This window comes from Pinisolibacter sp. DMC19 (assembly GCF_056313985.1).
Map to the genome: position 1 here is coordinate 196,736 of NZ_JBQUZF010000006.1, position 26,026 is coordinate 222,761.

Here is a 26,026-nt window from a genome sequence, read left to right on the forward strand (position 1 = left end):
GATGGTCGCCCGCCTTGTTTCACCCGGCTCCGACGCTGTCGAGACCGGATGAATCCGATCTCGTCGATCGGATCGCGCATCAACCCGCCTGCATCGTCCGCACGACTGCCGCCCGCCAGCCGTCGTAACGCCGGTCGCGCGTCTCGCAGTCCATGTGCGGCGTGAAGCGGCGCTCCAGCACCCAGGATTCGGCGAAGACGTCGGGTTCCGGCAGAAGGCCGGCGCCGAGGCCGGCGAGATAGGCCGCACCCAGTGCCGTCGTCTCCATCACCCGCGGCCGGTCGACGGGGGCGTCGAGGATGTCGGCGAGGAACTGCATGGTCCAGTCGGAGGCCGCCATGCCGCCGTCGACGCGCAGGATGGTGTTCGCCGACCCCGCCCAGTCGCGATGCATCGCCTCGATCAGGTCGCGGGTCTGGAAGCCGACGCTCTCGAGAGCGGCACGGGCGAGTTCGCGCCGCGTCGTGCCGCGCGTCAGGCCGTAGATCGCGCCGCGCGCCTCGGCGTTCCACCACGGCGCACCCAGCCCGACGAAGGCGGGGACGAGATAGACGTCCTGCGCCGGATCGGCGGTGGCGGCGAGCGCCCCGGTCTCCGAGGCTTCGGCGATCAGGCCGAGCCCGTCGCGCAGCCACTGCACCGCGGCGCCGGCGACGAAGATCGAGCCCTCGAGCGCATAGGTGCGTCTGCCGCCGAGCTGATAGGCGATGGTCGTCAGCAGCCGGTTCTTCGAGGCGACCGCCACGTCGCCGGTGTTGAGCAGGGCGAAACAGCCGGTGCCGTAGGTCGACTTCATCATGCCGGGGCGGAAACAGGCCTGACCGACGGTCGCCGCCTGCTGGTCGCCGGCCATGCCGAGGATGGCGACCGAACCGTCGAGGAGATCCGACATGGTGGTGCCGAAGACGGCGGAGGAATCCTTCACCACCGGCAGCATCGCCATCGGCACGCGCAGCAGTCGGCACAGCTCCTCGTCCCAGACGCCGCGGTGGATGTCGAAGAGCGCGGTACGCGAGGCGTTGGTGGCGTCGGTCGCGTGCACCTCGCCGCCGGTCAGGCGCCAGAGGAGGAAACTGTCGACCGTGCCGAAGGCGAGTTCGCCGGCCTCCGCCCGCGCCCGTGCGCCCGGCACCGCGTCGAGGATCCAGGCGATCTTGGTGCCCGAGAAATAGGGATCGATGCGCAGCCCCGTGCGCCCGGCGACCAGCGCCTCGTTGGCGCCGTCATCGCGCAGGGTCGCGCAGATGTCGGCGGTGCGGCGGTCCTGCCAGACGATGGCCGGATGGATCGCCCGACCGGTCGAGCGCTCCCACACCACGGTCGTCTCGCGCTGGTTGGTGATGCCGATGCCGGCGATCTCGGCCGGGCCGATGCCGGCGCGCGCGATCGCCTCGCGCATGGTCGAGACGGTGGTGCGCCAGAGGTCTTCCGGGTCGTGCTCGACCCAGCCGGAGGCGGGATAGTGCTGCGGGAATTCTTCCTGGGCGACCGCCGCGACGGTCAGATCGGCGCGGAAGACGATCGTGCGGGTGGACGTCGTGCCCTGGTCGATGGCGAGGAGATGAAGGCCCATTGGTCGCGTTCCGTCGCTCTTGCGCGTCGATGTCGAGCGCTCCGAGGGGGCGTACCCCCTCGGGCGCCGGGTCGATCGGCGCGGGAGATGGAGGAAACCACGTCTCCCGCGCCGAGGCGACGCCGATCAGTTCTTCTTCGGCGGGTTGGCCGGCCAGGACTTGATCAGCGTGTCGTAGTCGATGGTCTCGCCCTTCGGCTTCTCGTTGGCCAGCTTGCGCTGGGGCGCGATGGTGCCGTCCTTCTCGGCCTTGGCGAACCAGTACTCGGCCGACTCCTTCTTGTTCATCTTCGGACCGCAGGCGCCCTGCACGCCCGACTTCTCGAGGCGTTCCATGACGCTGTCCTGGGCGGCGGCGAGGCTGTCCATGGCGGCCTGCGGCGTCTTGGCGCCGGAGGCGGCGTCGCCGATGTTCTGCCACCACAGCTGGGCGAGCTTCGGATAGTCCGGCACGTTGTTGCCGGTCGGGGTCCACTGCTTGCGCGCCGGCGAGCGGTAGAACTCGATCAGACCACCGAGCTTCGGCGCCCGTTCGGTGAAGGACTTGTCCCAGATGTCCGATTCACGCGTGAAGGTGAGACCGACGTGGCTCTTCTTCAGCGACACGACCTTGGAGTTGATGAACTGGAGATAGAGCCAGGCGGCCTTGCGACGCTCGACCGGGGTCGACTTCAGCAGCGTCACCGAGCCGACGTCCTGGTAGCCGAGCTTCATGCCCTCCTTCCAGTAGGAGCCGTGCGGCGAGGGGGCCATGCGCCACTTCGGCGTGCCGTCGTTGTTCATCACCGGGATGCCCGGCTTCACCATGTCGGCGGTGAAGGCGGTGTACCAGAAGATCTGCTGGGCGACGTTGCCCTGGGCAGGCACCGGTCCGGCCTCGCCGAAGGTCATGCCCGCGGCCGCCGGCGGGGCGTACTTCTTCAGCCATTCGAGGTACTTGGTGATCGAATAGACCGCCGCCGGGCCGTTGGTGTCGCCGCCGCGCTCGACCGAGGAGCCGACCGGGTTGCAGCCCTGCATGCGGATGCCCCACTCGTCGACCGGCAGGCCGTTGGGCAGGCCCTTGTCGCCGTTGCCGGCCATCGACAGCCAGGCGTCGGTGAAGCGCCAGCCCAGCGACGGGTCCTTCTTGCCGTAGTCCATGTGGCCATAGACCTTGACGCCGTCGATCTCCTTGATGTCGTTGGTGAAGAACTCGGCGATGTCCTCATAGGCCGACCAGTTGACGGGCACGCCGAGCTCGTAGCCGTACTTGGCCTTGAACTTCGCCTTGATGTCGGGGCGGGTGAACCAGTCGTAGCGGAACCAGTAGAGGTTGGCGAACTGCTGGTCGGGCAGCTGATAGAGCTTGCCGTCGGTCCAGGTGGTGAAGGACGTGCCGATGAAATCCGGCAGGTCGAGCATCGGGTCGGTGACCGCCTTGCCCTCGCCCGCCATCCAGTCGGAGAGGTTGACGGTCTGGTTGTAGCGGCCGTGGGTGCCGATGAAGTCCGAGTCGTTGATCCAGCCGTCGTAGATGTTCTTGCCCGACTGCATCTGCGTCTGGATCTTCTCGACGACGTCACCTTCCTGGATGATGTCGTGCTTGATCTTGATGCCGGTGATCTCGGTGAAGGCCTTGGCCAGAACCTTCGATTCGTATTCGTGGGTGGTCAGCGTCTCGGAGACGACGTTGATCTCCATGCCGGCGAAGGGCTTGGCGGCATCGGCGAACCACTGGAGTTCCTTCAGCTGCTCCTCCTTCGACAGGGTCGAGGGTTGGAATTCGCTGTCGACCCACTTCTTCGCCTCGTCCATGCCGGCCATGGCACTGGTGGTCATCAGGGCCGCGGCGAGAGCGGCCAGTCCGAGGCGCTTGGTCATCCGTTTCATGTCTTCCTCCCGATGGTGCGCGATCGTTTTCGATGCCGGGGGCGCACCGTCCCGGCTCGTTTCTTCGAGCGGCCCGCGGCCTCGGCGGCGGCGGACCGTCTGCTTGCTCGGGCACGGCCCCTCGGCGGGGTCGCACCCGAATGCCGTCGACGTCATACGAAGCGGAACACCGCCGCCCCGTAGACGAGGGAAATCAGCGAGCCGATCCACAGCCGCGAGATCTCGATGCCGTCGCGGATCGGCAGCGTCGCGATCGTGTCGGCGCCGAACAGCGCCAGGAACACGAGGTGGATGAAGGCGGTGCCGAGCAGCGTCACGAACAGCCGGTCGCCGCGCGTCGTCGGAATGCGCAGGATCCCGACCCGTTCGACCTCGGGAAAGCGGATCGCCAGCACGGTGAGCGTGACGAGGGCCGTGAGGATCGCGACGTAGAAGAGGACGGTCGCGGGCGTCCAGGCCATCCAGGCGATGTCGAACATGGCGCCCTCCTCAGACCCGACCCAGGGCGAAGCCCTTGGCGATGTAGTTGCGGACGAACCAGATCACCAGCGCACCGGGGATCAGCGTCAGCACGCCGGCGGCGGCGAGCTGGCCCCAGTCCATGCCCGACGACGAAGCCGTGCGGGTCATGATCGAGGAGATCGGCATGTTGTTGGTCAGCGTGCGGGCGAGCAGCAGCTCGACCCACGAGAACATGAAGCAGAAGAAGGCGGCGACACCGATGCCCGAGGCGGTCAGCGGCACGAAGATCTTCACGAAGAACCGCGGGAACGAGTAGCCGTCGATGAAGGCGGTCTCGTCGATCTCGCGCGGCACGCCCGACATGAAGCCCTCGAGGATCCAGATCGCCAGCGGCACGTTGAAGATCGTATGGGCGAGCGCGACGGCCCAATGGGTGTCGAACAGGCCGATCGCCGAATAGAGATTGAAGAAGGGCAGGGCGAAGACCGCCGGTGGCGCCATCCGGTTGGTCAGGAACCAGAAGAACAGATGCTTGTCGCCGAGGAACCGCCAGCGCGAGAAGGCATAGGCCGCCGGCAGCGCCACCGAGATCGAGATGATCGTGTTCAGCCCGACGTAGATCAGGCTGTCGACATAGCCCATGTACCACGCCGGATCGGTGAAGATGTTGACGTAGTTCTGCGCCGTGAAGTCGCGCGGCCACAGCGTCAGGCCGACGTTGGTGATCTCGGTGTTGGACTTGAAGCTCATGTTGACGAGCCAGTAGATCGGCAACATCAGGAACACCAGATAGGCGACGAGAAGGACGTTGCGGCCGCGCATGGCTCAGCCCTCCTGCGGACGGTCGGCGTCGAGCTGGGTCATCACGGTGTAGAACACCCAGCAGACCACCAGCACGATCAGGTTGTAGACGATGGACATGGCGGCGGCCTTGCCGAGGTCGAACTGGCCGAGCGCGATCTTGACGAGATCGATCGAGAGAACGGTCGTCGAGTTGCCCGGCCCGCCGCCGGTCACCACGAAGGGTTCGGTGTAGATCATGAAACTGTCCATGAAGCGCAGCAGCACGCCGATCACCAGGACGCGGCGTAGCTTGGGCAGCTGGATCGCGGTGAAGACCGCCAGTCGCGAGGCGCCGTCGATGCGGGCCGCCTGATAGTAGGCGTCGGGGATCGACTTCAGCCCGGCATAGGCGAGCAGCGCGATCAGGCTGGTCCAGTGCCAGACGTCCATCACCACGATGGTGATCCAGGCCGACAGGACACCCGCGGTGTAGTTGTACTCGATGCCGAGGACGTGGTTGACGAACCAGCCGAGCAGACCGATGTCCTCGCGGGCGAAGATCTGCCAGATCGTGCCGACGACGTTCCACGGAACCAGCAGCGGCAGCGCCATCAGCACGAGGCACAGCGCCACCGTCCACCCCTTGCGCGGCAGGCACATGGCCACCGCCACGCCGAGCGGCACCTCGATCGCCAGAATGATCGCCGAGAACAGCAGGTTGCGCCCGAGGCTGTCCCAGAAGCGGCCGCCGAGATCGGTCGCGGGGTCGAGCAGTTCCTGGTACCAGCCGATGCCGTTCCAGAAGAACTGGTTGTTGCCGAACGTGTCCTGCACCGAGTAGTTCACCACCGTCATCATCGGCACGACGGCGTTGAAGACGACCAGCGCGAAGGCCGGCAGGACGAAGAACCAGGCGGAATGCCGGATGGGCTTGTCCATGTCTCAGTTCTCCCCCGCCACGCGGCGGCTGTCGGCATAGACGTGGATGCGGGCGGGATCGACGGCGATGCGGGCAGCCGATCCGTCGATCGCCACGTCGCGCGGCGCCAGCACCGAGAGCCGGGCCTCGCCCAGCCGCACGCGGGCGTAACGGACGCGGCCGAGGTCGTCGATCCGCTCGACGGTGACGGGAAGGCCCGCGCCCGCGGTCATCACCGCATGTTCCGGCCTGACCCCGATCTCGATCCGCGCCCCCGAAGGCAGACGGTCGTAGCCGTGCGCCAGATCGATCGTCGCCGGCCCGACGCGCGCCGTTCGGCCGGTGACCTCGGCGGCGAGCACGTTCATGCCCGGCGAGCCGATGAAATGGCCGACGAACGTGTGTTCCGGCCGGTCGAAGAGCTCGTCGGGACGACCCGACTGGACCATGCCGCCGTCGTACATGACGACCACCGTGTCGGCGAAGGTCAGCGCCTCGGTCTGGTCGTGCGTCACGTAGATCATGGTGATGTCGAGCTTGCGGTGGATCGCCTTGAGCTTGGAGCGCAGCTCCCACTTCAAGGCCGGATCGATCACCGTCAGCGGCTCGTCGAAGAGGATGGCGGCGACGTCGGGCCGCACCAGACCGCGGCCGAGCGAGATCTTCTGCTTGGCGTCGGCGCCGAGGCCGCGGGCGCGGCGCTTGAGGTCGCCGTCGAGATCGAGGAGGGCCGCGATCTCGCGGACACGGGGCTCGACCTCGCGTTCGGGGAGCTTCCGGTTGCGGAGCGGGAAGGCCAGATTGTCGTAGACCGACATGGTGTCGTAGATCACCGGGAACTGGAACACCTGCGCGATGTTGCGCTTCTCGGTCGGCAGCCGCGTCACGTCGACGCCGTCGAAGCGCACCGCGCCGTGCGACGGCGTGACGAGGCCGGAGATGATGTTGAGCAGCGTGGTCTTGCCGCAGCCGGACGGCCCGAGCAGCGCATAGGCGCCGCCCTGCCGCCAGGTGGTGGTCATCGCCTTCAGCGCGTAGTCGGCTTCCCGGATCGGGTTCGGCCGATAGGCGTGGGCGAGATCGACGAAATCGATGCGTGCCATGTTTCGCTCCCGCCTCAATCGATTAGATCGGACGACGAACCGGCGTCCGGCGCGGCGACGAGTCGTCCTTCCGCATCGAACACGAAGAGCCGTCGCGGATCGATCCGGACCGCCACCGGCGCGCCGGGGGCGATCTCGTGGACGCCGGGCAGCAGCGCCACCCAGTGGAGTGGGCCGGCATGGAAGTGCAGATAGCTCTCCGATCCGGTGATCTCGGTCACTTCCGCCGCGCCGACCAGCCGGATCGGCTCCTCGGAAATGCCGGCGAGCGAGAGATCGTGGGCGCGCACGCCGATCTGCAGCGTGCCGTCGGGCGCATGCGCCAGCATGCCGACGGCGGCGACCGGAGCGCCGGTCGGAAGCCGCACCGTGTCGCCCTCCTTCTCCACCGTCATCACGTTGAGCGGCGGATCGGAGAAGGTGCGGGCGGCCAGCAGATCGATCGGCCGGCGATAGAGATCGAGCGTCGGGCCGAACTGCACCAGCCGCCCCTCCGACATCGCCGCGGTCGAGCCGCCGAGTAGCAGGGCCTCGCTCGGTTCGGTCGTCGCGTAGACGAAGACGGCGCCGCTCTCGGCGAAGATCCGCGGCAGTTCCTCGCGCAGCTCTTCGCGCAGCTTGTAGTCGAGATTGGCGAGCGGCTCGTCGAGGAGGACGAGGTCGGCACCCTTGACGATGGCGCGGGCGATGGCGCAGCGCTGCTGCTGACCGCCGGAGAGCTCGAGCGGCGTACGGTCGAGGAGATGATCGAGGCGCAAGGTCGCTGCGGCCGCGCGCACCTTCGCCTCCACCTCGTCGCGGCCGGCGCCGCGCACGCGCAGCGGCGAAGCGATGTTCTCGAAGACCGTCAGGTTCGGATAGTTGATGAACTGCTGGTAGACCATCGCCACCGAGCGCTTGCGCACGTCGACGCCGGTGACGTCGACGCCGTCGACCCACACCCGGCCGGCGGTCGGCACGTCGAGGCCGGCGAGCACGCGCAGCAGGCTGGTCTTGCCCGACAGCGTCGGCCCCAGGACCACGTTCAGCGTGCCGCGTTCGAAGGCGAGGGACACATCGGCGAGATGCGTCTCCCGTCCCACGATCTTCGACACGCCCTTGAGACGCACGCTCACTTCGCAACCCTCCCCGTCGCCGCGGCCTCTTCGGACCGCTTGCTCGCGACGTACGCTTCGAGCGCCGCCGCGTCTTCCGGCCCGGTCCTCAGACCGAGCTTGGTGCGCCGCCACAGGATGTCCTCGGCGGTGCACGCCCATTCCTTCTCGATCAGCCAGTCGACCTCGCGCTCCGTCAGATCGGCGCCGAAGCGTCGGCCGAGCCCGGCCTCGTCGGCGACGCCGGCGAGTATGCGCGCCGCCTCGGTGCCGTAGGTCGCGACCAGCCGGCGGGCGAGGGCTTCGCCGAGCCAGGGATGAGCGACGCGCAGGGCGGCCTCGAGCGCCGGGCGCCCGTCGACGCCGAAGTCACCGCCCGGCAGCGGCACGCCGGCGGTCCAGGCGGGCGCCAGGCGTCCGAGTTTCGGCTCGAGCCGCTTCAGCGCGGCTTCGGCGAGACGGCGATAGGTGGTGATCTTGCCGCCGAAGATCGACAGCAGCGGCGCGCCGGCGACGGTGTCGTCGAGATCGAAGACATAGTCGCGCGTCGCTTCCTTCGCCTCGCTGGCGCCGTCGTCGTAGAGCGGGCGGACGCCGGAATAGGACCACACCACGTCGTCGCGGCGGATCGGCTCGCGGAAATACTCGCCCGCCGCCGCCAGCAGATAGGCGATCTCCGCCTCGGTCGCGTGGACCGCGGCCGGGTCGCCGCGATAGTCGAGGTCGGTGGTGCCGATCAGCGTGAAGTCGCGTTCGTAGGGGATGGCGAAGACGATGCGGCCGTCGGCGTTCTGGAAGATGTAGCAGCGGTCGTGGTCGTAGAGCCGGCGCACCACGATGTGCGAGCCCTGGACGAGGCGCACTTTCGCTTTCGGCTTGCACCCCAGCGCGCCGGAGAGCACCTCGGCGACCCAGGGACCGGCGGCGTTGACCACGGCGCGGGCGCGGATCGTCTTTCGCTTCTCGCCGTCGCGCGCTTCGAGTTCGATGGTCCAGCCGTCCGTCCCGCGCGTCGAGCGCACCGCACGGCTGCGGGTCTCGATCACCGCGCCGCGGGCGGCGGCGTCGCGGGCGTTGAGCACCACCAGCCGGGCGTCGTCGACGCGACAGTCGGAATATTCGAAACCCTTGGTGAAGAGCCCCGGCTTCAGCGGTCCGCCGGCCGCGTCGGCGACGAGGTCGAGCGTGCGGGTGGCGGGCAGCAGCTTGCGGCCGCCGAGATGGTCGTAGATGAAGAGGCCGAGGCGCAGGAACCACGCTGGCCGCAGGCCGCGGTGATGCGGCAGCACGAAACGCAGCGGCTCGATCACGTGCGGCGCCATGCGCCACAGAATCTCGCGCTCGAACAGCGCCTCGCGGACCAGCCGGAACTCGTAGTATTCGAGATAGCGCAGCCCGCCGTGGACGAGCTTCGTCGACCAGGACGAGGTCCCGCTGGCGAGATCGTTCATTTCACAGAGATGGACGGACAAACCCCGTCCCGCCGCGTCGCGCGCGATGCCGCATCCGTTGATGCCGCCGCCGATCACGGCAAGGTCGTAGACCTCGGCCATGCCGATCCTCCCCCGTGAATTTCGTCCCCTCCCATGGTCGTTGCCATGGAATTTTTGTTGTGAGATTTTCTATTTGCCGCGCGAAACGAAGTCAATCGAAATTAGAAACGCCCTTTTCGAATTATCCGTGATCGGCCGCGCGGCGCGAAACCGCCGCGGATGGCGGGGACGGGCGGGGCTCGGCGTCGATCCCCTGTTGCTCCCCCGCCGCGACCGCAGCAATATCCCCCCGCGCCGCCGCCCCCAGGGGACGAGCGGCCGCGACACGCGGCACGAGACGGTTTCGCGCGCGTTCGCCGACAGGAGACCGATCGGATGTTCGATGCAGCGCGGTTCGTACGAGAGACGATCGCTGATTTCACCGGCCGCGCCGCGCCGCACGCCGTCGACAGCGCCCTGCGCGACGGGCCGCTCTACGTCATGGGGCGCAACCCGGAGGCCGCGGCGCTGATCGCGCGCCGTCGCGTCGCCGGCATCGTCAACGACTTCGCCGCCCCCGGATCGACCTGGAACGGCACGCCGGAGGTGCGCACCGAGGACGTCCCGCGCGGCGCGACCGTGATCAACGCCTCGACCTCGATCAGCCCGCTCTCGGCCCGCCGCCGGCTCGAGGCGATCCCCGAGGCGCGGATCCTCGCCTATGCCGACCTCACGCGCGATCCGGCCTCCGACCTGCCGCTGCCCGCCTTCGTGGCGGAGGCGCGCGAGGCCTTCGCCGCGCACGCGGCGCGCTGGAGCGCCGTCCGCGCCCGGCTCGCCGACGCGGAATCGATCCGGATCTTCGACACGCTCGTCGCCTATCGCCTGACCGCCGACATCGCCCTGATGGAGGGCTTCCGCGTCGCGCTGCGCGACCAGTATTTCGAGCCATTCGCCGCGCCCGCCGCCGGGGCGGTCTTCGTCGACTGCGGCGGCTTCGACGGCGACACGACGGAGGAGTTCGTCCGCCGCCATCCCGACTACGCCCGCGTTCATCTGTTCGAGCCCTCGGCCGAGAACCATGCCGCCGCCCAGGCCCGTCTCGCCGGCGTGCGCGACATCCGCTTCGTGCCGCTCGGCGTCTCCGACACCGCCGGGCGTCTCGCCTTCTCCTCCGACGCCGGATCGGCGAGCGCGGTTTCGGACGAAGGCTCGTCCTTCATCGACGTGACGACGCTCGACGCCGCCGTCGACGAGCCGGTCTCCTTCGTCAAGATGGACCTCGAGGGCTGGGAGATCCCGGCGTTGAAGGGCGCCGCCGGCCACATCGCCGCCGACCGGCCGATCCTGGCGATCGCCGTCTATCACCGCGCCTCGGATTTCTGGGAGATCCCGGAATACGTCCTGTCGCTCGGCGTCGACTACGACCTCCACCTGCGCCACTACACCGAGGGCTGGTCGGAGACGGTGATGTATTTCGTGCCGAAGAAGGCCTGAGGCGACGGCCGGCGGCGGCGCGCCGCGGGGCCCCGCAGGCCCCCGACCTCGACAAGCGGCACCCCGGGATGTAGCAAGTGGGCTTCTCGAATTGCCCGCCTCCGGTGGCTCAGGCCGCCGGAGGGTCGGTGCCTACACGCTCGGTCGACGACGACATGATCTCCATCCTGCTCTCCGGGCCCGGACTGATCGGCACGCAGCATGCCCGTCTGGTCCGCGCCCATCCGCGATGCCGCCTCGCCGCCGTGGTCGCGCCGACGAGCGAGGAGAACCTCGCTTTCGCCCGCGCCCACGAGACGCCGCTCTACGGAAGCGTCGAGGCCGCCCTCGCCGCCGAGACGATCGACGGCGCCATCGTCTCCTCGCCCAACGAGTTCCACTTCGCCCAGGCGATGACCTGCATCGACCGGCGCATCCCGACGCTGGTCGAGAAGCCGATCACCGACCGGCTCGACGAGGGGCGGCGGCTGACGGAAGCCGCCGAGGCGGCGGGCGTGCCGATCCTGGTCGGCCATCACCGCACCTACAGCCCGCTGCTGGCGGCGGCGGACAGTTTCCTCCACAGCGACGCCTTCGGCGACATGGTGGCGCTGACCGGCTCGGCGCTGTTCTACAAGCCCGCCCAGTATTTCCTCGACGGCCCGTGGCGGACGAAGATCGGCGGCGGCCCGATCCTGATCAACCTGATCCACGAGATCGGCCTGATGCGGCATTTCGCCGGCGAGATCGAAAAGGTCTCGGCGGTGGCCTCGCAGCGCACCCGCGGCTACGAGGTCGAGGACACTGTGGCGATGACCTTCGGCTTCGAGAACGGCGCGCTCGGCACCTTCCTGCTGTCCGACACCGCCGCGAGCTCGAAGAGCTGGGAGATGACCTCGGGCGAGAACCCGTCCTATCCCCATTTTCCCGAAGAGAACTGCTGGCACTTCGCCGGCACCCGCGGATCGCTCGACTTCCCCTCGATGCGCACCCGCAGCTACGCCTCGGCCGAGGGCAGTTCGTGGTGGAAGCCCTTCGAGCACGGCCGGATCGACTTCCGCCGCCGCGACCCGCTCGAGGCGCAACTCGACCATTTCGTCGCGGTGATCGCCGACGGCGCGACGCCGCGCGTCACCGCCCGCGACGGCTGGAACAACCTGCGCGTCGTCAACGCCATCCGCCGCTCGATCGCCACCGGCGCGACGGTCGCGGTCGCCTCGGTCGACGACGGCGCGGCGGAGACGGTGCGGTCATGAAGGTCCTGCTCGTCGACACCGGCTTCTCGGCCCTGCCGATCTTCCGCCACCTCGTCGAACGCGGCCACGACGTCTGGGTGATGGGCAACCGCGCCCGCGACGCCATCGCCCGCGAGGCCGGCGAGCGCTGGATCGAACAGGACTATTCCGACGTCGCGGCGGTCGCCGGCCACGCGGAACGCCTCGGCATCGACCGTCTGGTGCCCGGCTGCACCGACGTCTCGATCGCCACCTGCGTGGCGATCGCCGGCGGCGACGGCAGGCTCGACGGCGCGAAGGCCAACCACACGCTCTCCGACAAGGCCGCGTTCCGCGCGCTCTGCGCCGATCTCGACCTGCCGGCGCCGCGGGCGATCGATCCGGCGAAGCTGCCTGCCACCGGGCGCTTCATCTGCAAGCCGGTCGATGCCTTCAGCGGTCGTGGCATCACGGTCTTCGACGCCGCCGACCGGCAGGCGAGCCGCGACGCGATCGACCGCGCCACGGCGGCGAGCCCGACCGGCCGCCTGCTGATCGAGCCCTTCGTCACCGGACAGCTGCACAGCTGGTCGGTCTTCATCGCGAACCGCCGCGCCGTCGAAGGCACTTTCGTGATCGAAGGCTCGTCGGTCGATCCTTACGCCGTCGACACCAGCCACGTCGTCTTCGACATGCCCGAGGCGGCGCGCGCCCAGCTCGCGACCGCGGTCGACCGCATCGCCGAGGCGTTGGGTCTGGTCGACGGTCTCGTCCACCTGCAGTTCCTGTGGGACGGCGAACGCGTCTCCATCGTCGAGATCACCCGGCGCTGCCCGGGCGACCTCTACGCGCTGCTGATCGAATATTCGACCGGCTACCGCCACGCGGCGAAATACGCGTCGCACTTCCTCGGTGAGCCGCTGACCGCCGCCGCGACCGAGCGCCGCCCGGTCGTGCGCCATACCGTGACCTCGCCCGAGGCCCGCATCTATTCCGGCCTCGGCTTCGACCACCTCCTGCCGGTGCGCGCCTTCTTCGCGCTCCAGGGGTTGGGCGAACCGCTGGCGCCGGGCCATGCCGGCCGCATCGGCGTGCTCTTCGTCGAGCCGATCGACGAGGCGAGCCGCGACGAGGCCTATCGACTGTTTCTCGAGCGGCGCGTCTATCGCCCGCTCTGACGGCGGGATGCGATCGTTCACCTTCGCGCCGGCCGCAGGGCCGCGAATGCAGGAACCGCCACCATGCCGAGGCCCCTCTACGTCGCCCGACCGATCATGCCCGACGAAGGCGACTTCCAGCGCATGGCGAACGAGGTCTGGAAGAGCCGCATCCTGTCGAACGGCGGCCCCTTCCACCAGCGGCTCGAGGCGGCGCTGGCCGACCGGCTCGCCGTGCCGACCGCCAAGCTCTTCAACAACGGCACGATCGCGCTGCTCGCCGCGCTGAAGATGTTCGACCTGCCGCCCGGCAGCGAGGTGATCACCACGCCGCTGACCTTCGCGGCGACCGCCCATGCCATCACCTGGAACGGGCTCGAGCCGGTCTTCGCCGACGTCGACCCCGAGACGCTGACACTCTCGCCCGACGCCGTCGAGAAGGCGATCACCGACAAGACGTCGGCCATCCTCGCCGTCCACGTCTACGGCACGGTCTGCGATCTCGACGCGCTGCAGGCGATCGCCACCCGCCACGGCCTGCGGCTGATCTACGATTCGGCCCATGTCTTCGGCACGACGGTGAACGGGCGCGGCATCGGCACCTTCGGCGATGCCTCGGTCTTCTCCTTCCACGCCACCAAGCTCTTCCACACGCTGGAAGGCGGGATGATCACCACCGATCGGCGCGAGGATGCCGAGACGATCTATTTCCTGCGCAATTTCGGCATCAAGAACGAGGAGGAGGTCGTCTCGGTCGGCATCAACGGCAAGATGAACGAGCTGCAGGCGATCGTCGGCCTGCTCAATCTGCCGCTGGTCGAGGCCGAACAAGCCGAGCGCCGCCGCCTCCGGGCGACCTATCGCGGCTTCCTCGCCGACCTGCCGGGCATCGGCCTCCCGCCCGAGCAACCGGGTGTCGTCCATTCCGAGCAGTACTTCCCGATCGTCGTCGACGAGACCGTCTTCGGTCGCAGCCGCGACGATCTCTACGACGCGCTGAAGCGGATCGGCATCCACGCCCGGAAGTATTTCCACCCGATCTGCACCGACTTCGAGCCCTACCGCGGCCGGCCGATCGTCACGACGCGCAACGTCGCCTACGTCGAGACGGTCAAGCGCCGGGTGCTCTGCCTGCCGTTCCACTCGGGCGTCGAGGCGGAGGACGTCGCCGACATCGAAAAGGTGTTCCGCGGCGAGGTCGGCTGAGCCCGAACGTGGGCGGACTCCCGCCGTGGCGCCGGCCATGGCATGGTTCGGCGCGGCGCGGAGCCGACAGGGCGCAGTTCGAGGGGGCGGCATGCTGAAGTACCGGATCGTGCGGTTTCTCGCCGGGCTGAGGGCGCTCTTCGTCGCCGACAAGGTGCGGCGCCGGCAGGTGCGCGACGCCACCGCCCGTCGGCTTCTCGCCGGCCGCGCCTGGTACCGCACCGATCCGCCGACCCCGCACGCCTACGAGCTCGCCGTCGCCTCGCGCCTGCTCCAGGACGCCGCCTTCCCGGCGGCACTCGCCACCGCTCGCAAGGTGATCGCGGTGGTCGTACCCGAGCGCGACGAGATGAACGGCGGCATCCATTCGCTGTTCTCGATCGCCGCCGAGCTGCGCCGCCAGAAGCGGTCGCACGGCTTCGAGGTCGTCGTCGTGACGCGGCCCCAGGCGGCGCCGATCACCCATTTCCGCAACACCCGTTTCACCAACGCCGAGACCGTCTTCCGCTTCCCCCAGCTGATGCGCTGCGCGGCGCTCGATGAGCTGCTGCTGGTGATTCCGGAATTCGTCGCCTCCGACCTCGTCGACGGTCTCGAGGTGCGCGAGCGGCATTTCCTCGAAGGGCTGTCGCGTTTCCGCATCCACGTCCTCAACCAGAACATCGACCTGATGCCGCCGCGCGCGGCGGTCGATCGGCTGCGGGCACTGACGCCGGTGGTGACGCAGAGCGTCGCCCATCACGCCTATTTCACCCGTGAGGTCGCCGAGCGCTGGGATCTGCCGACCATGCTGCTGCCGGCCTTCACCGACCTCACGCCCTATCCGCCGGCGCCCTTCGCCGAGAAGGAGAAGCTGATCATCCATTCGCCCGATCCGGCGCCGCACAGGGCGGCGGTTCTGGCGGCGCTGGCGCGCGAACTGCCCGACTTCGAACTGCGCGAAATCCGCGGCATCTCCTTCGACACGTTCATGGATCTGGCGACGCGCTGCATGTTCTCGATCACCTTCGGCGAAGGCTTCGACGGCTATTTCTCCCAGCCGATCCAGCAGGGTGGCCTCAGCTTCGCGATCTTCGAGGAGCGCTTCTTCCCCTCGAAGGACCTCGGCACCCGCGAGAACATGCTTCGCGACGGCGACGACATGATCGCCCGCCTGCCCGGCCTGATCCGGTCGTTCTCGCAGGACGAGGCGCGCTACCGCGCCGTCGGCGACGCCTGGCGCGCGACGATCGACGCGCTCTACGACCGCGAGGACTATCGCCGGCGGATCGGCGAACTGGTGCGCGGCGAATTCCCCTACGACGGCCGGCCGGCCGAGGCGTGAACGGCGGCGGGCCTTCCCCTCACATGTCGATCGCGAATTCGATGGCGATCGGGCCGCCGCGGTCGGAGATCTCCCGGACGGCGCTGCGGAAGCGGCTCCATTCCTGCGCCGACAGCTCGCCCGGCTTGTCGGCGAACGCGCGGGCGACGGCATCGAAGTCCGCGACGTCCCGATCGGCGCGGATGACGCGGCGCCCGGTCTTCTCCTCGAGCCGCGTCAACAACGACGGGAACGGCATGTGCCAGTTCTTGGCGGCGTCGTTGGCGAAGGATTCGACCACCGGCACCATCGCCACGAGATCGCGGCTGGTCATCAGCTCGAGGCCGCGCTCCCGCAGCGTCGCGTTGTGGCTGCCGTGGTGGCCGACCTTGTAGAGGACGGTGCGGGCGAAGAGATCTTCGATTCCCCTTCGGCTCTCCTTGCCGGCGGCATCCTTTCCGACCCAGGCGAGCGAACTCCACGACAGCCAGTTGCCGACCTGGGCATCGCCGGGAAACAGCATGACGCGCGCGTCCCGGCCGGTCCCGATCTCGAAGGCGATGGCGAGGCTGGTGTTGTTGGTGTCGTTGTCGAGCTTGAGCGCCAGCTGCTCGCCGGCGAGAAGCCAGTCCTGATCGATGTTGCGCCACGCGTCCTCGGGATCGAGATAGGCCTCTCGGAGAAATCGGAGCGCTTCGGAATCCTCCCGCCCCGGCGCGGCCGGCCCGTCGTTCTGCGGTCGTTTCAGCAGCAGTCGCTTGCCGAAGGGCAGCGTGAGCTCGGCATCCGCCGCCGTCGTTCCGTCTCCGTCGACGTCGAGGGCGGCGAGGTGGAACAGGTCGTCGACGTCGCCGGCGGCCAGTTGATAGACCTCCTGCGTCCCCTTGTGCGGTGCGCTGCGTTTCAGGAGAGCCTCGTCGCGCGGCGGGCCGAGGATGTAGGCGCTGAGATCGGGAAGCCCGGCGACGGGCACGGGATCGACGCCCGGCGTGAAGTAGCGCACCCGCGCCGCCTTGGAGCGCAGGAGATCGAGGATGGCCGCGGTCTTCGAGCGTGCCGCGGTGGCGGCGTTCGCACCGAGGTCGCCGCCGGCGAGGCCGGCGAAGGCCAGGATCCCGGCGAAGCCCGCGCCACCGCTCCGTTCGTCTTCGAGCGGCTCCAGCTCGGGTGAGACCTCGCGTCGGGGCTCCGCCATCGCCATCGCCGCCCGCCGGCCCTTCCAGACGATGTTCAACGCCCGACTGCGACCCTCCCCCAGCCTGCGGGCGAGTTCGTCGCGCGGGTCCTCGGTCCAGGCGAGCCAGAGTTCCGATACGGCGATGTCGGCGAAGATCTCCTTCGCCTGATCGAAACCGGAGAGATGGTCCCAGTGCTCGTGGGTGACGATCAGGACGTCGAGGCGGTTGCCCGTGGTCGTGGCGACGTCCTGCATGATCCGCTTCGCCCGCGCGGCGGCGTCCTTCATTCCCTGGAGGATGCCGCAGTCGATCAGGACGTTGACCATCCCGTCGTCCTTCGGCGCCCGGATCAGGAAACAGTCGCCGAGGATGTCGCGGTACATCCGCACCGTGAGCCGGCGGGTCGAGGCGGCCGTCTGCCGTTTCGCCATGGGATCCCTCCCGTCAGAGCATGCGATGGAGGAAGGCAAAGGGTTCGCGCTGGCGCGACGCCCCGAAATAGGTCGCGCCCAGGGTCTCGGCCGCCCCGCCGAAGCGGAAGGCGCGCTCCGTCGCGAGCCGCGTCTCGCTGTCGATCGCCTTGACGATCGCGTAGCGGATCCGGTGGGTGCGGGCGTCGAGGATCAGCGTCGCGCCGCCACGGAAGGTGAAGTCGGGACGAACGCCGTGCCGGCGGCCGACGTCGTCCATCTCGGCCTGGAGTTCGGCGGTGCGATAGGCACGGCGCTCCTGCGTGATCTCGATGATGACCTGCGGCTCGCGCTGGCCGTCCGGCCCGACCCGGTCGGCCAGCCGGACCGAATGGACCTCGATGTGCGGCAGGCCGGTGTCGCGCCGCCGCCGGATGGTCTTCGGTGCATCGGCGCCGAGGCGCAGGCCGAGGCTCCGCGCGGCGTCCTCGCCGAAGACGTCGCGGTTGGCGAGGATCCAGTCCCTGAGTTCGACGGCCCGCCGCCGGGCGTCGAGGAACAGCGCCTCGCGCGATTCCTCGTGGTGGAAGGGCCGGCGCCACAGAGGGCCGAACTTGATCTGCATCTCCAGCGGCGACCACAACAGGTTCTCGATCGACAGCGACCGGCACCCCTTGGGATAGATGCCGCGGCGCCGGAACGCCTCGATGAAGGCGATGCGATAGCCGCGGTCGTCGTCGGCGACGAGATCGTGGTCGGCGGTGATCAGCGCCCGCAGATAGTCGCCGAAGGTGACGTCGACCGGCGGCAGATAGTCGAGCGCCCGGATGCAGATGCGCAGCACGTGACCGGCCGCCTTGACCGCCTCGGTGGTGAGGCGTCCGACGAGATCGGGGTGGAGATCACCGTCGGGGAAGCGTGTGCCGTCGCCCGTCACCAGACGCAGGAGGTCGGCGATGCGGGCGCGATAGATGGTGACGAAGGCGTCGAACACCGCCGCCACCAGGATGGCGCCGCGATCGTGCGGCTCGAGCGTCTCGGCGAGCTTCGTGGGGTCGGGCATGCCGTCGGCATCGACGTCGTCGATGGCCTCGCGCAGGGCCCCGTAGTGGCCGATCGCCTCGCCGAACTGCCGGGCGAGCCCACTCAGCATCGAGCGCTTGCCGAGGTCGCCGCGGGTCTGCTCGATCTGCTGACGCAGCGCGTCGGCGAGCGTGAAGTGCTGGAACAGCGCGACGATGTCGGCGAAGCCCTCGTGGAACGCCAGCATGTCGACGTTGCTCGCCTCGATGTAGCGACGATGCATGCCGTCGAGAATGGCGTGGGTGGTCTCGTGGGCGATCACGTCGTGCGAGAGGCAGGTGAAGACGAGGCCGCCGGGCAGGTTTCGCCCCGCGTCGGTCTGTGATGCGCGGAAATAGCCGAAGAGCAGGGCCTTGCGCTCTGGACTGTAGTAGGCGTTGGCCTCGCGCAGCGCATGCGGATGAATCCGCAGCCTCTGGACGTAGGCCTGTTTCTCGTCGCGATCGACGCGCGGCGCCCACAGGACCTTGCGTCCGAGCGCGCGTTCGAAGTTGCGGATGGTGGTCATCGCCACCGCGTAGGCCATCTGCTGATGGAACTTCGGATTACCCTCCGACGGCGCGGTGCCGTTCTGGACGAGGAGCGCCGGCTCGTCGAGATCGACCGGCGCGTAGAAGCCGCCGGACGAGGGGTCGACGTCGACCACGGCGACATATTCGCCGATCGGCCCGGGTTCCAGCGCTTCGCCGTCGATCTGGACCGTCGCCTCGTTGACCACGGCCAACTGCAGATCGAGCGATGCCGACGGGTCGAAGGCGTAGATCCTGAGACGGCGGAAGGGCAGGGCGGATCGTTCGGAGCGGCTCGATCTCGGCAGCGGCATGGTCGTCCTCCGCTTCGATGCGATCGGGGTGGTTCAGTAGCCGCCCGGGCAGGGAAATCCCTTCGGAGCGGCGATCGTCACGCCGTACTGCTTCTGCAGCGCCGGCCCGAACCGGGCCCGCAACGCGGCGTCGGTGACCGCATAGCCCCAGTTGATCAGGGCGTCCTGCTCGGCCGTCGGCATGGCGGCGAGCCGCGTCGGGATCGCGGCGAGCCCTGTCGGATCGCGCCCGGTGCAGCCGAGCGGATCGGTGGCGAGGTGGTAGTCGGCGAAACGCGTGCGGATGCCCCAATAGGCGCCGTCGTGATCGCCCCGCTCGTAGGCATCGATCAGTTCGATCTTGCGCCGGTTGCGCACCTGATCGTCGATGATGTTCATGATGCGGATCGAGTGCCGCGCCCAGTCGTCCTTCGGGTCGGCCTCCGGTTCGATCTTCTGCCCGGCGTCGGAGACGAGCACGGTGCGATACCGCTTGTAGACCGTCTCGAGGCCGAGATTGTCGTAGACGCCGCCGTCGGAGAGGACGATCCGGTTGCGGAACTCCGGCCCGGTCAGGTCGGCCGCGACCGTCGGGTCCCAGGGCTGGGCGACGGTCATCTCCAGCGGCGACAGGACCGGCGGGAAGGCCGAGGAAGCGGCGACCGCGACGGCGAGCTTCGTCGTCGGCCGAGGCACCAGACCGACGCGGTAGTCGCCCATGTAGGGGCGGGAGAACCGCCACAGGGCGGCGGTCTGGACGTTGGTCGCGTTGATGACGAAACGCGGCGCCTTGCCGCCGGTGTCGTCGGGCAGGTCCTGCAGCGTCGCGTCGCCGAAGAGCGTCTTCGCATAGGCGGCCACGACGCGGTCGGAGACATGGCCCGGCAGGAAGATGCCGCCGATGATGGCGCCCGCGTCGACGCTCGTCGAGGCCATCCGCCGGATGTCGGCGACGACCGTGTCGAGCTTCCGCGCCCGCCCGGCGGCGTCGAAGTCGAGGCTGCTCCACTTCAGGCCGAGCTGCGCGGCAGTGATCGATCCGCCGGAGACGCTGGAGAACCGCGCGATCTTGCCCAAGAGCCCGGCTTCGTTCAGCCGAATGAGCGTCCCGAGATGGAAGACCATGGCGCGATAGCCGCCGCCCGACAGGCAGAGGCCGATGCCGTCTTCGGGCTGCTTCGGATCGTCGTGCGTCGTCGTGTCGGTCATGTCGCCCCCCCGCCGGAGATTGGTTCCCCGGTCATCTTCCCGCCGGCATCCGCCGGTCTCGGAGCGCGAGGGATTAAACCATCGCGAGTATCGATCTAGCGCACACCATCGCGCTTTGCGCAAGCAGGATTCGCAAACCGCGACGGGTGCACACCGAGCTCGTGGGGACGACGGATCGACCATGGCACGACGCGATGCGACGCACTTCTCGGACACGACGACGCCGGCCGGACGACAGGCGGGCTCGCGAAGTCGCATCCTCTTCACGCCGACGATCGACGCAAGGAGGCGGGTCGAATAGCAGGGAAATCGATTTACGGCAGAGTTTACTGCCGCAAACACGGGAGAATGCCAATACTTCAATATATGAAGAGCAACTATACGCTCAGGCAAATTAATAACATCGCGATGTTACATCTATATCGTCGAATGATACGATCAAATTATCGGTCGATAAACAAATCATATCAGGAAAACATTTGTAAGAAATGGAGTAGTGTGCAATTCTGAAGGCATTGAACGACTGCGATGGACCATCGCCATGACAACGTCTTCTGCCGAGACCGCAGGTTGTCGGCCGGTGGTCGCCTGCCGGCACGACGGCGGGCAGAGCCGCTCCGTCGACGAGCGCATCGCCGTCGAATTGCCGATCGCCCTGATGTTCGCCGGCCGATCCTTCGCCGTCATGCTGGCGACGCCGGCCGATCTCGAGGACTTTGCGCGCGGTTTCGCCCTCACCGAGGGCGTGGTCGAGACGATCGACGAGATCGGGGCGATCGAACTCCGCCGCGAGGCCCGCGGCATCGAGGTGCGGATCGAGGTTCCCGAGAGCCGGGCGTTGGCGCTCGACGCACGGCGGCGTTCGCTCGCGGGTCGCTCGGGCTGCGGCCTGTGCGGCGTCGACCGCTTCTCCGAGGCGCTGCGCCCGGTCGCCCGCGTCGCCACGACCACGCGGATCGCGCCGGCCGCGCTGCGTCGGGCGATCGCCGACTTCGCGCCTCATCAGGCGCTCAATGCCGAGGTGGGTGCGGTCCATGCCGCCGCCTTCTGCGATCTCGACGGGCGGATCCTCGTCGTGCGCGAGGACGTCGGCCGCCACAATGCGCTCGACAAGACGATCGGTGCCGTGCTCGCCGCCGGCATCGACACGGCGCGCGGCTTCGTCCTGATGTCGAGCCGCTGCTCCTACGAACTCGTCCACAAGACCGCCGCCGCCGGCATCGCGCTGGTCGCGGCGGTGTCGGCACCGACGTCGCTGGCGGTCGAACTGGCGGAAAAGGCGCATGTCGGGCTGGTCGGCTTCGCCCGCGAACGGCGCTTCACGCTCTATGCGTCGCCGTCGCGGGTCGGGTTCGAGACGGACATCGCCGTCGCGTCATGACGCGGGCAGCCGGCGTTTCTCCAGGGATTTCGAAGGATCGAGCGCCGCGGTTTCCGCGGCGTTCGTCGTTCCGGCGGTATCAGCCGCCGGTCTCCCACATCGCCCGGTCGACGCGGCCGAAGTCGGCGCGGGTCGGATCGAAGGCGTGGCCGCCGGGCTTCCGGGCGATCGCCGCGACGATCGCCGCGGCAACCGGGTCGTCGCTCTCGCTCGACCGCAGCAGCGTCTTCAGATCGACGCCGCCGGAGCGGCCGAGGCAGAGCGTGAGGCGGCCGTCGGCGGAGAGGCGCACGCGGTTGCAGGTGGCGCAGAAGCCGTGGCTCATCGGGGTGATGAAGCCGATGCGTCCGCCGGTCTCGACGACCTCGGCGTATCGCGCCGGACCCTGCGTCCGGTCGGGCAGGTCGGTGAGAGTCCAGCGTTGCTCGAGCCGGCGGCGCACGGCCTCGAGCGGCACGTAGCGGTTCGACGGCTCGATGCCGCCGTGGCCGATCGGCATGGTCTCGATCAGCGCGAGGCTCATGCCGCGATCGTGGGCGAAGAGCATCAGGTCTTCGATGGTGTGATCGTTGACGCCGGCCATGACGACGGCGTTGAGGCGCACGCCCATGCCGACGCGGCGGGCCGCGTCGAGGCCGTCGAGCACGTCGGAGAGCCGGCCGGTGCGGCAGATCTCGGCGAAGCGGACGGGGTCGAGCGTGTCGAGCGAGACGTTGACCCGCCGCACGCCGGCCGAGAACAGGTCCTCGGCCACGGGGGCGAGGAGAGAGCCGTTGGTGGTGAGCGTGATCTCGTCGAGCCGGCCGTCGGTGAAATGGCGCGACAGACCGCGCACCAGGCCGACGACGCCGCGGCGCGCCAGCGGTTCACCGCCGGTCAGCCGCAGGCGGCGGACACCGAGTGCGACGAAGATCGAGGCCAGCCGATCGATCTCCTCGAGGGCGAGAAGCTCGCGTCGCGGCAGGAAGGTCGCGTCCTCGCCCATGCAGTAGCCGCAGCGGAAGTTGCAGCGGTCGGTGAGCGAGACGCGGAGATAGTCGATGCGCCGATCGTGGCCGTCGACGAGGCGGGGGTTCGCGTCGTGGAGAGGCTGGCTGGTCATGGCGTCGTTCCGGACCGCGGGAGGGAGGCGCGGAGGGAGGGGTGCCCTCCGCGCCGGGCACTCGGTCATTCCGCCGGGCGGGCGATGGGGCCGTCGTCGCGCGGCAGCGGCGTGATGCCGCCGAGGCCCTTGCGGTAGATCAGCCAGTAGATCGCACCGACGAATCCGGCGCCGCCGACGATGTTGCCGAGCGTGGCGGGGACGAGATTGTGGATGATCGCGGGGATGGTGATCACCGAGGTGTCGAAGCCGGCGGGGACGTGACCGGTGACGGTCATCAGCCAGGCCATCGGCAGGAACAGCATGTTGGCGATGCAGTGTTCGAAGCCGGCGGCGATGAAGGCGGCGACCGGGAACACCATGCCGGCCATCTTGTCGGCGACCGAGCGGCCGGCATAGGCGAGCCAGACGCCGAGGCAGACCAGGATGTTGCACATGATGCCCTTGAAGAAGATCGTCACGAAGTCGGGCGTGAGCTTCGACACCGCGAGCTTCAGCATCCCCAGTCCGACGTTGCCGCCGTTGAGGTCGGGGAAGTGACACATCCACAACAGGAACACGAGGCCGAGCGCGCCGATCAGATTGCCGAACCAGACGGTCGCCCAGTTCTTGAGGACTTCCGACGTCGTGATCTGCCGGTTGGCCCAGGCCATGACGATCAGGCAGTTGCCGGTGAAGAGTTCGGCGCCGGCGATCATCACCAGGCCGAGGCCGAGGGTGAAGACCACGCCTCCGAGCAGACGCTGGGCGGCATAGCCGAGGGTGGGATCGCCGAGCACGATGGCGAAGAACATGCCGCCGAGGCCGATCGAGCCACCGGCGACGATCGCCAGCACGAGCTCGGGCAGGAAGGGCATGTGGGCCTTCTTGACGCCGAGTTTCTCGACCTTGTCCTGGATTTCGGCGGGGGAATAGGCGTCCGATCCGAAGAGGGCCGGCGCCGACGGGGTGGCCTTGTCTGCCATTGTCGGTCTCCTGTTGGTCCTGGTACCGTGATGGAGTGCGCGGGTGGGGCTGTCCACTTCAGACGACGGGCGGCAGCAATGCCGGATCGAGACCGCCCGCCAACCCGCGGTGGAGGTGGTCGACGGCCGCCAAGACCGCCGGCGTCATGTCTTCGTAGAAGGCGACCCGCGCCGGCTGGATGCCGACGAAGATCACCTCGCCGACCGTCTCGCCGAGCGAGGCGATCAGAAAGTCGAGCGGGATCGCATGGGTGTCGATCAGGAAGCGATCGGCGACCATCCCCGGATCGATCCGGCGGATCGAACCGGGCGGAAGCCCCATCTCGGCCGCGTCGACCAGCAGAACCCGGTCGGGATTTGCGGCCCGCACCGCATGCATGACGTTCTCGGGGGCCGAGCCGCCGTCGATCGCCTCCCAGCCGGACGCCGGTTCCCGCTCCAGCCGTTCGGCCAGGAGCGGCCCGGCGCCGTCGTCGCCCATCAGCGAATTGCCGACGGTGAACACGATGTCGGTCACGGCACCTTCCTCCCCATCAGATAGATCGCCGGTTCCATCTCGATGGCGGCGAGCGAAGTCTGGAACGTGTCGCACCATTCGACCATGTCTTCGTCGAGACGCGGGCGCGCCTCGGCGAAGGCCTTGCCGATCAGGGCGGTGTGGGTGCGGTCGACCATGATCTCGCCGAAGCGGTCGACGCCTTCGAGCTTGCGCCGCGCCTCGCCCTCCGGCAGGAGCGCCAGGAGGCGCTCCCAGAAATCGCCCGAGCAGCGCAGGAACGGCTTGAAACAGTCGAAGACGCCGACGTGATGGCCGATCGCCAGTGCGTGATAGACGACGTTCTTCGACGAGGCGGGAACGTCTTCCTGGCGCTCCAGGAACTTCTCGCCGAGGCGGTAGAAGACGACGTTCATCTGGCCAGCCTCCCGATCGCGGCGGTGATCACGCCGCCGAGCGCTTCGAAGATCTCGCGCGTGCGCGGATCGGACGTGGTGCGCATCAGGCCGTCGAGGCGGTCGGCGAAGGGCCGACCCTCCGGGGCCTCCATCGCGGCGAGGAAGACCTCGGCGAGGTCGCCGCCCTGGCGGTAGCCCGCCATCCGGCGCGCCTCGCGTTCGATCAGGACGCGCAGATTGTAGGGCACGGTCGGATGGGCGATCGCGACGCGCTCGTTCTCGCCCTCGACGTGGGTCTTCGCCTTCAGCTTATGGCCGAGCAGACCGAGCGCCACGGCGAAGCCGTAGATGGTGGCCGCCGGCGAGGGCGGACAGCCGGGGATGTAGACGTCGACCGGCACGATCTTGTCGGTGCCGCCCCAGACCGAGTAGAGGTCGTGGAAGATGCCGCCCGAGCAGCCGCAGGCACCATACGAGACGACGATCTTCGGATCGGGGGCGGCCTCGTAGGCGCGCAGCGCCGGCATCCGCATCGAGCGGGTCACCGCGCCGGTGAACAGCAGGACGTCGGCATGGCGCGGCGAGGACACCACCTTGATGCCGAAGCGTTCGGCATCGAAGAGCGGCGTGATGGCGGCGAAAATCTCGATCTCGCAGCCGTTGCAGCCGCCGCAATCGACCCGGTAGACGTAGGCCGAGCGCTGGATGTCCTTCAGCAGCGCCCCCTTCATCCGGGCGATGTCGGCCGGCGTGTCGATCCTGCCGATGCCGGAGGCGGGGGTGAACTGGTCGACGGTGGGAAGGCGGGTCATCGACGGGTCTCCTCGATGCGGCGGGCGACGCCGAAGGCGGCGATCTGGGTCACGTCGTGGATGCGCTTGCAGGCGGGACACGTGGCCGCCAACCGGCGACGCTGAGCCGCCTCGTCGGCGGTCGGCGCCCCGAGGGCGACGATGTCCTGGACGTAGGCGACTTCCTTGGCGACGGCGAAGGGCGTGTCGCAGACCTCGCAGCGGGCGAGTTTGAACACCGCCTTCATGACGAGATCGGCGCGGTTGGCCACCGCCAGTTCGAATTCCTGCGTCAGCCGGATCGCGTCGGTCGGGCAGACCTCCTCGCAACGGCCGCAGAAGACGCAGCGGCCGTAGTCGATCGACCAGGTGCGGGTCGCCGCCTCGACGTCGGTCGCCATCGTGATGGCGTTGGCCGGGCAGGCGATGGTGCAGGCGGCGCAGGCGATGCACTGCTCGGGCGTGTGCTCCGGCTTGCCGCGCAGGTCCTTCTCCATGGCGAGCGGGGCGAAGGGGTACTTCACCGTCGCTTCGCCGGATCGGAAGATCTCCTTGATGAGCTTGAACATGGTCGTCT

Annotated in this window: 23 protein-coding genes; 6 read left to right on the top strand and 17 right to left on the bottom strand. The window is 68.6% G+C overall.

The genetic code is table 11. The features are described 5' to 3' along the window. Nucleotides 1-79 precede the first annotated feature (79 nt). From glpK to glpD, 8 genes are all read right to left on the bottom strand, one after another. Nucleotides 80-1,573 (bottom strand): glycerol kinase GlpK, encoded by a 1,494-nt coding sequence (gene glpK / locus ACT53U_RS15865; RefSeq protein ID WP_476156702.1) that lies wholly within the window; start codon nt 1,571-1,573, stop codon nt 80-82. A 126-nt stretch (nt 1,574-1,699) separates the two neighbouring features. Then, the gene (locus ACT53U_RS15870; RefSeq protein ID WP_476156792.1) at nt 1,700-3,436 is read right to left on the bottom strand and encodes an ABC transporter substrate-binding protein; all 1,737 of its coding nucleotides are present in this window, start codon (nt 3,434-3,436) and stop codon (nt 1,700-1,702) included. 161 nt (nt 3,437-3,597) lie between these two features. Further along, entirely contained in the window at nt 3,598-3,924 is a 327-nt protein-coding gene (locus tag ACT53U_RS15875) for a DUF2160 domain-containing protein (RefSeq protein ID WP_476156704.1), read from the bottom strand. Nucleotides 3,925-3,934: 10 nt separating this feature from the next. After that, nucleotides 3,935-4,729, bottom strand: coding sequence for a carbohydrate ABC transporter permease (locus ACT53U_RS15880; RefSeq protein ID WP_476156706.1), 795 nt, complete (start codon nt 4,727-4,729; stop codon nt 3,935-3,937). A gap of 3 nt (nt 4,730-4,732) precedes the next feature. After that, complete coding sequence (locus ACT53U_RS15885) at nt 4,733-5,629, bottom strand: carbohydrate ABC transporter permease (RefSeq protein ID WP_476156708.1); 897 nt, start codon at nt 5,627-5,629, stop codon at nt 4,733-4,735. 3 nt (nt 5,630-5,632) lie between these two features. Then, on the bottom strand, nt 5,633-6,712 hold the full coding sequence (locus ACT53U_RS15890) for an ABC transporter ATP-binding protein (protein ID WP_476156710.1): 1,080 nt from the start codon (nt 6,710-6,712) through the stop codon (nt 5,633-5,635). A 14-nt stretch (nt 6,713-6,726) separates the two neighbouring features. Further along, nucleotides 6,727-7,827 (bottom strand): ABC transporter ATP-binding protein, encoded by a 1,101-nt coding sequence (locus tag ACT53U_RS15895; RefSeq protein WP_476156712.1) that lies wholly within the window; start codon nt 7,825-7,827, stop codon nt 6,727-6,729. After that, nucleotides 7,824-9,359: a glycerol-3-phosphate dehydrogenase gene (gene glpD, locus ACT53U_RS15900; protein WP_476156713.1), complete on the bottom strand. Its 1,536-nt coding sequence runs from the start codon at nt 9,357-9,359 to the stop codon at nt 7,824-7,826. Before glpD ends, ACT53U_RS15895 begins: the two co-directional genes overlap by 4 nt. A gap of 315 nt (nt 9,360-9,674) precedes the next feature. On the opposite strand from glpD, the gene ACT53U_RS15905 reads away from it, so the two are divergent. From ACT53U_RS15905 to ACT53U_RS15925, 5 genes are all read left to right on the top strand, one after another. Continuing rightward, nucleotides 9,675-10,775, top strand: coding sequence for an FkbM family methyltransferase (locus ACT53U_RS15905; RefSeq protein WP_476156715.1), 1,101 nt, complete (start codon nt 9,675-9,677; stop codon nt 10,773-10,775). 155 nt (nt 10,776-10,930) lie between these two features. Then, entirely contained in the window at nt 10,931-12,010 is a 1,080-nt protein-coding gene (locus ACT53U_RS15910) for a Gfo/Idh/MocA family protein (protein ID WP_476156717.1), read from the top strand. Continuing rightward, on the top strand, nt 12,007-13,146 hold the full coding sequence (locus ACT53U_RS15915; protein ID WP_476156719.1) for an ATP-grasp domain-containing protein: 1,140 nt from the start codon (nt 12,007-12,009) through the stop codon (nt 13,144-13,146). The genes ACT53U_RS15910 and ACT53U_RS15915 overlap by 4 nt, the downstream gene beginning before the upstream one ends. Nucleotides 13,147-13,209: 63 nt before the next feature. After that, nucleotides 13,210-14,331, top strand: coding sequence for a DegT/DnrJ/EryC1/StrS family aminotransferase (locus ACT53U_RS15920; protein WP_476156721.1), 1,122 nt, complete (start codon nt 13,210-13,212; stop codon nt 14,329-14,331). 91 nt (nt 14,332-14,422) lie between these two features. Continuing rightward, nucleotides 14,423-15,655 carry a hypothetical protein gene (locus ACT53U_RS15925; protein WP_476156723.1) on the top strand — a complete coding sequence of 411 codons (1,233 nt, stop codon included), beginning with the start codon at nt 14,423-14,425 and terminating at the stop codon, nt 15,653-15,655. A gap of 19 nt (nt 15,656-15,674) precedes the next feature. Here the strand turns inward: ACT53U_RS15925 and ACT53U_RS15930 are convergent, their stop codons facing one another. The 3 genes from ACT53U_RS15930 to ACT53U_RS15940 are packed head-to-tail and all read right to left on the bottom strand — an operon-like array spanning nt 15,675 to nt 20,316. Then, on the bottom strand, nt 15,675-17,243 hold the full coding sequence (locus ACT53U_RS15930; RefSeq protein WP_476156725.1) for an MBL fold metallo-hydrolase: 1,569 nt from the start codon (nt 17,241-17,243) through the stop codon (nt 15,675-15,677). A 13-nt stretch (nt 17,244-17,256) separates the two neighbouring features. Then, entirely contained in the window at nt 17,257-19,128 is a 1,872-nt protein-coding gene (locus ACT53U_RS15935) for a hypothetical protein (RefSeq protein ID WP_476156727.1), read from the bottom strand. A 33-nt stretch (nt 19,129-19,161) separates the two neighbouring features. Continuing rightward, a complete protein-coding gene (locus ACT53U_RS15940) occupies nt 19,162-20,316 on the bottom strand; it encodes a patatin-like phospholipase family protein (RefSeq protein ID WP_476156728.1) in 1,155 nt (384 codons plus the stop codon). A gap of 541 nt (nt 20,317-20,857) precedes the next feature. Between ACT53U_RS15940 and fdhD the strand changes: the two genes are divergently transcribed. Beyond that, complete coding sequence (gene fdhD, locus ACT53U_RS15945) at nt 20,858-21,697, top strand: formate dehydrogenase accessory sulfurtransferase FdhD (protein ID WP_476156729.1); 840 nt, start codon at nt 20,858-20,860, stop codon at nt 21,695-21,697. Between the two features lie 79 nt (nt 21,698-21,776). On the opposite strand, the gene moaA is transcribed toward fdhD, so the two are convergent. The 6 genes from moaA to ACT53U_RS15975 all read right to left on the bottom strand — a co-directional run bounded on the left by moaA (nt 21,777) and on the right by ACT53U_RS15975 (nt 26,018). Then, the gene (gene moaA / locus ACT53U_RS15950; RefSeq protein WP_476156731.1) at nt 21,777-22,799 is read right to left on the bottom strand and encodes a GTP 3',8-cyclase MoaA; all 1,023 of its coding nucleotides are present in this window, start codon (nt 22,797-22,799) and stop codon (nt 21,777-21,779) included. Between the two features lie 65 nt (nt 22,800-22,864). Continuing rightward, nucleotides 22,865-23,764 carry a formate/nitrite transporter family protein gene (locus tag ACT53U_RS15955; protein ID WP_476156733.1) on the bottom strand — a complete coding sequence of 300 codons (900 nt, stop codon included), beginning with the start codon at nt 23,762-23,764 and terminating at the stop codon, nt 22,865-22,867. Nucleotides 23,765-23,822: 58 nt separating this feature from the next. Beyond that, nucleotides 23,823-24,281, bottom strand: a complete 459-nt coding sequence (gene hycI / locus ACT53U_RS15960) for a hydrogenase maturation peptidase HycI (protein WP_476156735.1) — start codon at nt 24,279-24,281, stop codon at nt 23,823-23,825. Then, nucleotides 24,278-24,676, bottom strand: a complete 399-nt coding sequence (locus tag ACT53U_RS15965) for a formate hydrogenlyase maturation HycH family protein (RefSeq protein ID WP_476156737.1) — start codon at nt 24,674-24,676, stop codon at nt 24,278-24,280. The genes hycI and ACT53U_RS15965 overlap by 4 nt, the downstream gene beginning before the upstream one ends. Next, on the bottom strand, nt 24,673-25,470 hold the full coding sequence (locus ACT53U_RS15970; protein ID WP_476156738.1) for an NADH-quinone oxidoreductase subunit B family protein: 798 nt from the start codon (nt 25,468-25,470) through the stop codon (nt 24,673-24,675). Before ACT53U_RS15970 ends, ACT53U_RS15965 begins: the two co-directional genes overlap by 4 nt. Beyond that, nucleotides 25,467-26,018 (bottom strand): formate hydrogenlyase complex iron-sulfur subunit, encoded by a 552-nt coding sequence (locus ACT53U_RS15975; protein WP_476156740.1) that lies wholly within the window; start codon nt 26,016-26,018, stop codon nt 25,467-25,469. The genes ACT53U_RS15970 and ACT53U_RS15975 overlap by 4 nt, the downstream gene beginning before the upstream one ends. Nucleotides 26,019-26,026: the final 8 nt, after the last annotated feature.